Here is an 8,147-nt window from a genome sequence, read left to right as displayed (position 1 = left end):
GTCTGGAGGGGGTCCTGGAGAACGTCGACGCGATCGGCGGGAAGGTGGGGGACTCGCTGCGCGAATACGTTGACGACGTCAAGCGCAACCGGCGCCTCAACAGGCTACACACCGACTTGGACCTGCCAGTTACGTTGGACGAGCTCGCGGACCCGCGGCCGGACCAGGCCGCCCTCGAGGAGCTGTTCGACGCCCTGGAATTCAAGACCATCCGGACCCGGCTCTTTGCTCTCTACGGCAGTGAAGTTGCCGAAGCCGAGCGGGAAAGCCTCGAAACGCCCGGTTTCGTGGTCCCGTCCGACGCAGCCGAGCTCAGTGCGTTCCTCGCGGCCGGTGCCGGCAAGCGCTCCGCAGTGGCGGTCGATCTCGTGCCCGGCCGGATCGGCGAGGACGCCGCAGCGGTGGCGATCGTCCGCGACGACTCCGCCGTCTATATCGACCTGGCCAGCCAGGACGCTGCCGCCGAAAATGTCCTTGCGGCGTGGCTGCGGGACGCCCAGGCGCCCAAGGTGATGCACGGGTTCAAGGCTGCCCTGAAGGCCCTCCACGCCCGCGGATTGGAACTGGAGGGCGTGGTGGATGACACCTCCATCTCCGGCTACCTCATCCAGCCCGACCGCCGCAGCTATGAACTCGCCGAGCTGGCGCAGCACCACCTGAACATCTCGGTGTCCACCGAGGCGGCCAAGGCAGGCCAGCTTGAGCTGGCGTTCGACGGCGACGACGCCGCCACCGCCGGCGCGCTGGTCCACGTGGCCGCCGTCGTCCAGGCCCTGAGCCGCTTCTTCGAATCAGAACTGACGGAACGCAAAGCCCAGGACCTGCTCACCACGCTGGAACTGCCCGTCAGCCGCGTCCTCGCCGATATGGAACTCGCGGGAATCGCCATCGACATGCCCCGCATGGACGAGCAGCTGTCGGATCTCGCCAAGGTGATCGACAACGCCCAGGAGCTGGCGTTCGCCGCGATCGGCCACGAGGTCAACCTTGGTTCGCCGAAGCAGCTCCAGACCGTGCTGTTCGACGAACTCCAGTTGCCGAAGACCAAGAAAATCAAGTCCGGCTACACCACCGACGCCGCGTCACTCAAAAACCTGCTGGAAAAGACCGGGCACGAATTCCTGGTCCAGCTCATGGCGCACCGGGAGTCGTCGAAGCTGCGCCAGATGCTGGAGTCGCTGAAGAAGTCCGTCACGGAAGACGGTCGGATCCACACCACGTACGCGCAGAACGTCGCAGCCACGGGCCGGATCTCGTCCAACAACCCCAACCTGCAGAACATCCCGATCCGCAGCGAGGAAGGCCGGCGCGTCCGTGGCATCTTTGTGGTCAGCGAGGGCTACGAGTGCCTGCTCTCCGCGGACTACTCTCAGATCGAAATGCGCATCATGGCGCACCTCTCGGGCGACGCCGGCCTGATCCAGGCCTACAAGGACGGCGAAGACCTCCACCGGTTCGTGGGCTCGAACATCTTCCATGTGCCCACCGATGAGGTGACCAGCGCCATGCGGTCCAAGGTCAAGGCGATGTCCTATGGCCTCGCGTACGGGCTGACCTCGTTCGGTTTGTCCAAGCAGCTGGAGATCTCCGTTGACGAGGCGCGGACCCTCATGAAGGACTACTTTGACCGGTTCGGCGCCGTCCGCGACTACCTCCGCGGCGTGGTGGACCAGGCCCGGATCGACGGCTACACCGCCACCATCGAGGGGCGCCGGCGCTACCTCCCGGACCTGACCAGCACCGACCGCCAGCTGCGTGAGAATGCGGAGCGCATCGCGCTGAACTCGCCCATCCAGGGATCGGCGGCTGACATCATCAAGCGCGCCATGCTGGGTGTGCACGCGGAACTGGCGGCACGGGGCCTGAAATCGCGCGTGCTCCTGCAGGTCCATGATGAACTTGTCCTCGAAGTCGCCGCGGGTGAGCGCGAGGCCGTGGAGAAGCTGGTGACCGAGCAAATGGGCTCGGCCGCGGACCTCAGCGTTCCGCTGGACGTCCAGATCGGCATGGGCTCCAGCTGGTACGAGGCGGGGCACTAACTCTGGACCGGTATCGGCAAGGTTTCGGTCCGGCAAGTATTATTCGGTCCGGCAGTTTTCGGTCCGGCAGTTTTCGTTCCGGCTAGGCCGGGACCCGAGATTCTCAGGGGGAGAAAGTACGTGGCAGATAAGTACGAGCTCAAGCGGTTCCGCGCGGTCGCGAAGGACGAGGCGGACTACGCGCAAGGCACGGCGTGGCTGAGCGGGGTCGGGATCGGCTTCTACGAGGAGCCGCGCAAAGACGACTTCGTGGACAAGATCATGGCCATGTATCTCGTGGACAACCGTGAAATGACCGGCGTTTACCAGGCCGACGGCGTCGCGGCCCACTCGCTGGCGGCCGACGTCCCGGTGGCGACCTTCGCCACCCTGCGCAAGGACCTGAACATCGGCTACGGCCGTCAGCTCGAAGCCCAGCTGGTCACGGCCGTCACCGTGCGCGGGACCCACCGCCGGCAGGGGCTGCTGCGGCGGATGATGACCGAGGACCTCGCCGCGGCGAAGGCGGACGGCGTCGCGCTGGCGGCACTGACCGCCTCGGAAGCCTCGATCTATGGCCGGTTCGGTTACGGCGTGGCCACCTTCGAGCGCAGCATCAAGGTCGACACCGGGCCGCGCTTCCGGCTGCGCCATGCGCCCGCCGGCTCCGTGGAGATTGCGGACCGCAAGGTCCTGCTGGAACTGGCACCCAAGGTTTTTGGCCAGGTCCACGCGTCCATGCCCGGATCGATTTCGCGGCAGGAAGCGTACCGGCTGCGGTCCGCGGGCATGCTCGGCCGGGACGGCAGCGAGGACGAGGCAATCCGCTGCGCCCTGCACTACGACGCCGCCGGAACCGTGGACGGCTACGTGTCCTACAAGTTCGCCGGGTGGGACGCCAAGCCGTACACCATGGAGGTCGTGGACCTCGTGGCCGCGAATGACGCCGCCTACCTGGAACTCTGGCAGTTCCTGGGCAGCATCGACCTCGTGGACCGGATCAGCTGGCAGGATGCACCGGTGGACGACCCCCTGACCTGGGCGCTTGAGGACCCGCGATGCGTCGAGGCATCGGACCACCGCGACATGCTGTGGCTGCGGGTCCTGGACCCGGCCCGGGTGCTGGGGGCCCGGCGGTATTCAGCCGACGGGACGGTCGTTCTCGCGGTCAGGGACAGTCTCGGCTTCGCGGCCGGCACCTTCGCGCTCACGGTCTGCGGGGGAGAGGCCACGGTGAGGCCTGCTCCGGAGGCTGCGCCGGACCTGTCCCTTGATGTCGCGGACCTCGGCTCCATCTATCTGGGCGCCGTTTGTCCGGTGACCCTGAAAGCTGCCGGCCGGATCACCGAGCACACGGCCGGGGCGGCGCTGACAGCGCGGCTCATGTTCGCCGTCGAACGTTCACCGCACTGCCTCACGCACTTCTAGGCCTCAGGTCCGATTCCGGCGCCGAGGGCGACACGGACGGCCCCGTGCGCTTTGACCGGCGTTCGCGTAAACGACTAGACTAAACAGGCGCGTACTACGTGCGCGCATCTACAATCCACAAAATCAGGATGACCCGGCGGAACGCTTGCTGTGACGCCGTGCTCTTGGCCTGCATTCCATAATGCCGGCGAAGCGGTTTGCCTGACCGACTCACTATCCACAACGGAGCCCCTACTACATGACCATCACCTCCACCGAGAAGCCCGGTACCCCCGTAGTCGCCATTAACGACATCGGTACCGCTGAGGACTTCCTCGCAGCTGTCGACGCCACCATCAAGTACTTCAACGACGGAGACCTCGTCGAAGGTACCGTCGTCAAGGTCGACCGCGACGAAGTCCTGCTCGACATCGGTTACAAGACCGAAGGTGTCATTCCCTCCCGCGAGCTTTCCATCAAGCACGACGTTGACCCCGGAGACGTCGTCTCCGTTGGCGATCAGGTCGAAGCCCTGGTGCTCACCAAGGAAGACAAAGAAGGCCGCCYGATCCTCTCCAAGAAGCGTGCTCAGTACGAGCGTGCCTGGGGCGACATCGAGAAGGTCAAGGAAGAAGACGGTGTTGTCACCGGTACCGTCATCGAGGTTGTCAAGGGTGGTCTTATCCTCGACATCGGTCTGCGCGGCTTCCTGCCCGCATCCCTCGTCGAGATGCGCCGTGTGCGCGACCTCGCTCCGTACATCGGTCAGCAGATCGAAGCCAAGATCATCGAGCTGGACAAGAACCGCAACAACGTTGTGCTGTCCCGCCGTGCATGGCTCGAGCAGACCCAGTCCGAGGTCCGCTCCACGTTCCTCAACAAGCTGGAAAAGGGCCAGGTCCGTCCCGGCGTCGTTTCCTCCATCGTCAACTTCGGTGCCTTCGTGGACCTGGGCGGCGTAGACGGCCTGGTTCACGTTTCCGAGCTGTCCTGGAAGCACATCGACCACCCGTCCGAGGTCGTCGAAGTTGGCCAGGAAGTCACCGTCGAGGTTCTCGAGGTCGACCTGGACCGCGAGCGCGTCTCCCTGTCGCTCAAGGCAACGCAGGAAGATCCGTGGCAGACCTTCGCCCGCACCCACGCCCTCGGCCAGGTTGTTCCGGGTAAGGTCACCAAGCTCGTTCCGTTCGGCGCGTTCGTTCGCGTTGAAGACGGCATCGAAGGCCTGGTCCACATCTCCGAGCTCGCCGTGCGCCACGTTGAGCTGGCCGAGCAGGTTGTCTCCGTTGGTGACGAGCTGTTCGTCAAGGTCATCGACATCGACCTCGAGCGCCGCCGCATCTCGCTCTCCCTCAAGCAGGCCAACGAGGGTGTCGACGCCGACAGCACCGAATTCGATCCGGCTCTCTACGRCATGGCCGCAGAGTACGACGAAGAGGGCAACTACAAGTACCCGGAGGGCTTCGACCCGGAGTCCAACGAGTGGCTTGAAGGCTACGAGAACCAGCGCGCAGCCTGGGAGCAGCAGTACGCTGACGCCCAGACCCGCTGGGAAGCACACAAGAAGCAGGTTGCCCAGCACGCTGCCGACGACGCTGCAGCTGCAACGTCCGGCGAGAGCGATTCCGGCACCACCAGCTACTCCTCCGAGCCGGCTGCAGCCGAGACCGGTGCAGGCACGCTTGCTTCGGACGAGGCTCTTGCCGCTCTGCGCGAGAAGCTGACCGGCAACTAATTGCCCGTGATCCTCAAGGAGTCCACTCCCTGAGGCCAGGCAGTTTGTAGCTTGAAGGTGGCCGTCCCCTTGGGGGCGGCCACCTTTCTTTGTGCCCCGGGGGGACATGCCCATTTTTGAAGCCTTCCCTCCGGGGACATGTCCATTCTTGAAGCCCTCCCTCCGGGGGACATGCCCATTCTTAGAGCCGGGCCGTGGACATTTGTGGATTGTGCCCAGTCCTGGCCCCGTTCGCGGGACATGTCCAGTGCGGGGAGGCCCGCCATGCCCTGGCGCCGGACATGAGCCGCGGTTGCCCGGACCACCGGACATGCCCATTATTGAAGCCCTCCCTCCGGGGACATGCCCACTTTTGAAGCCCTCCCTCCGGGGACATGCCCGTTTTTCGAGCCGGGCCGTGGACATTTGCGGATTCGGCCCAGTCCTGGCCCTGGGCGCGGGACATGTCCAGCGCCGGGTGCCCGCATCGTGCGTTGGCCGCCGGACATGCCCATTCCTGGCCCTGGGCACCGGGCTGCCGTTGCACGCGCTTCCTGCTTGTCAGGACAGGCACTGGGCCGCGCCATGGAATGTAGGCTCCGTGACGGCAGCCAGGCGCTGACGACGGAGGGCATGTCCAGTGGTGGGAGGGAGCCCGGAACCGGCCCCGGATGCCATGCCGTCAGCGCAGCGGGATCTTCGCTATGACCGGCACCGTATGCGTCTGCGAGGCGGCACCGGTCACCAGTTCGGCGCCCGCGTACTTCAGTAACGCGAGGGCTCCCACGTTGCCGGCCGTCGTCTCGGCCACCAGGACGGCTGCCCCGGCCGACGCGGCGCGAGCCTTTACGAGGCGCAGCGCCTCGCGGCCCACACCCCGGCCGCGGAAGCTCCGGGCGAGCCAGATGCCGGTTTCCAGCGCCCGGCCGCCACCTGCACCAGCTTCGGCGCGATCACTCGGCCCGGCGTAGCCGCCACCCCACGCAACAGCCCCGCCGCCACCTGGCCCAGCCCCGGCGGCACCAACAGCCCCGGCGCCACCAACAGCCCCGGCGCCACCACCGGCCCAGCCCTCATCCGCTGCCGCCGGCTCAGGGTCCATCCGCCTGAGGCGCACGGACCCTGCTATCTGCCCGTCGCAGCTGATGGCCCACGTCTTCTGCCCCGCGGGACCGTCCAGGCCGGCTGCGGCGGCGCGGTGGAATTCGCGGAACCAGCTGATCCGGTCGGTGTTCCAGCCGGCGGTCGTGCCCAGCGGCGGGGTGACCTCGTCGGCGTCGGCGTCCCGGAGCGCAAGTTCCAGGAGCTGTTCGAGCACGTCCTCGCTGACGTCAAGCAGCGCGACCGCGGGCACGGGCTCAGCTGATGGGCACATCGATCCACTCCGTTTCTCCGGGCAGCAGCGACGCGCTGCCGGCCGACATGGCAGCCACGCGGTCCGCGGCCCGGGCCAGTTCTTCCGGATCATCCGGCAGCGCCAGCCTCAGGACAGTAGTCTGCGCCTCGTAACGGGTTTCGGCCATGACATACCCCGCGGCGCGCAGATCGTTCTCGAGCCGCCCGGCCACGGCGTGCTGTACGGGCACAGAGCAAATGCGCAGCCGGCGGCGCCGGACGAGGGGAGCGAGGTCCAGCGCTCCGGACACCGATTCGGAATAGGCCCGCACCAGGCCGCCGGCACCCAGGAGAATGCCGCCGAAATAGCGCACGACGACGACGGCGACGTCGCTGAGATCGGCGACGCCGGGTGCGGTCTCCCGCTTCAGCAGCGCCTCGAGCATGGGGATGCCCGCGGTGCCGGACGGCTCGCCGTCGTCGTTGGACCGCTGGATGTCCCGGTCGGGGCCGAGCACGAAGGCGAAGCAGTGATGCCGGGCGTCATGGAATTCCCGGCGCAAGCTGCCCAGGACGGCCGGGGCGGCGGCCTCGTCCGCCGTGCGGGCCAGCACGGTGATGAAACGGGACCGCTTGACCTCGATTTCGTGCCGAAACCCGGGCCCTGCGGCAAGGGTGGTGTAGACGGCCGTCCTGCTCTCGGGGGATTCCGCCGCATCTGCCACCGGTTCAGTTTAGTCTGGTGAGGTGTTGAAGATCGGGTTGACCGGCGGAATCGCCTCAGGGAAGTCCATGGTTGCCGCGCGCCTGCGCGACCTTGGAGCAGTGCTTGTCGACGCCGACGCGTTGGCCCGGGAGGTCGTGGAACCTGGTACGCCCGGGCTGGCCAGTGTGGTGGAGACCTTCGGTGCTGCCGTCCTGACCCCGGAAGGCCGGCTGGACCGGGCCCGGCTCGGTGCCCTGGTCTTCGGTGATCCGGAGCGCCTGGCCGTGCTGAACGGCATCGTCCACCCCTTGGTGCGGGAGCGCGCCGCGGCGATGGTCGCCGCCGCCCCGGCCGGCGCCGTCGTGGTCCAGGACATCCCGCTCCTGGTCGAAACCGGGCAAGGGAAGAACTTCCATCTGGTGGTCGTGGTGGATGCCCCCGACGACGTCCGGGTCCGCCGCATGGCCGAACACCGCAACATGACCGCCGACGAGGCGCGCGCCCGGATGGCAGCCCAGGCGGGCCGCGAGGACCGGCTGGCCGCCGCGGACGTCGTGCTGGACAACTCGGGCACCCCGGAGGACCTCCGGCACACGGTCGACGCGGTGTGGGAGGAGCGGCTGAGGCCGTTCGCACTGAACCTCAAGGAGCAAAGGATCGCCCCGCGGACGGCGGGGCCGGTCCTCGCCCCGGCCGATCCGGCCTGGGCAGCGCAGGCCGCCCGGCTGATCGCCCGGCTGCGGGCAGCGGTCCCGCAGGATGTCCTGGCCCTCGACCACCTCGGGTCCACGGCCGTCCCAGGCCTCGACGCCAAAGATGTGATCGACCTCCAACTCAGCGTCCGGGACCTCGACGCCGCGGACCGGATCGCGCCGCTGTTGGCCGACGCAGGATTCCCGCGCTGGCCCGGCATCATCGCCGACAACCCGAAGCCCTCGCACCCGGACCCTGCTGACTGGGGCAAGAG

The 8,147-nt window shown here is 67.2% G+C and carries 6 protein-coding genes; 4 read left to right on the top strand and 2 right to left on the bottom strand.

Annotation, left to right across the window (positions count from 1 at the left end):
- The 3 genes from polA to rpsA all read left to right on the top strand — a co-directional run.
- Positions 1-2,039 (top strand): DNA polymerase I (gene polA / locus AC1D1S_RS17045; protein ID WP_476995001.1); only part of this gene is annotated, 2,039 nt, incomplete at its 5' end.
- A gap of 120 nt (positions 2,040-2,159) precedes the next feature.
- Positions 2,160-3,446 carry a GNAT family N-acetyltransferase gene (locus AC1D1S_RS17040; protein WP_476945100.1) on the top strand — a complete coding sequence of 429 codons (1,287 nt, stop codon included), beginning with the start codon at positions 2,160-2,162 and terminating at the stop codon, positions 3,444-3,446.
- Between the two features lie 238 nt (positions 3,447-3,684).
- Positions 3,685-5,160, top strand: a complete 1,476-nt coding sequence (rpsA, locus tag AC1D1S_RS17035; protein ID WP_476995000.1) for a 30S ribosomal protein S1 — start codon at positions 3,685-3,687, stop codon at positions 5,158-5,160.
- Positions 5,161-5,821: 661 nt separating this feature from the next.
- Here the strand turns inward: rpsA and AC1D1S_RS17030 are convergent.
- Entirely contained in the window at positions 5,822-6,493 is a 672-nt protein-coding gene (locus AC1D1S_RS17030) for a GNAT family N-acetyltransferase (protein ID WP_476994999.1), read from the bottom strand.
- 4 nt (positions 6,494-6,497) lie between these two features.
- Positions 6,498-7,199, bottom strand: a complete 702-nt coding sequence (locus tag AC1D1S_RS17025; RefSeq protein ID WP_476994998.1) for an IMPACT family protein — start codon at positions 7,197-7,199, stop codon at positions 6,498-6,500.
- A gap of 22 nt (positions 7,200-7,221) precedes the next feature.
- On the opposite strand from AC1D1S_RS17025, the gene coaE reads away from it, so the two are divergent.
- Positions 7,222-8,147: dephospho-CoA kinase (gene coaE, locus AC1D1S_RS17020; protein WP_476994997.1), on the top strand; the 926-nt coding region annotated here is incomplete at its 3' end.

This window comes from Arthrobacter sp. P1_A5, assembly GCF_056406825.1.
The sequence above is the reverse complement of the archived record's forward strand: the minus strand, read 5'-3'. Positions and strand labels throughout refer to the sequence as shown.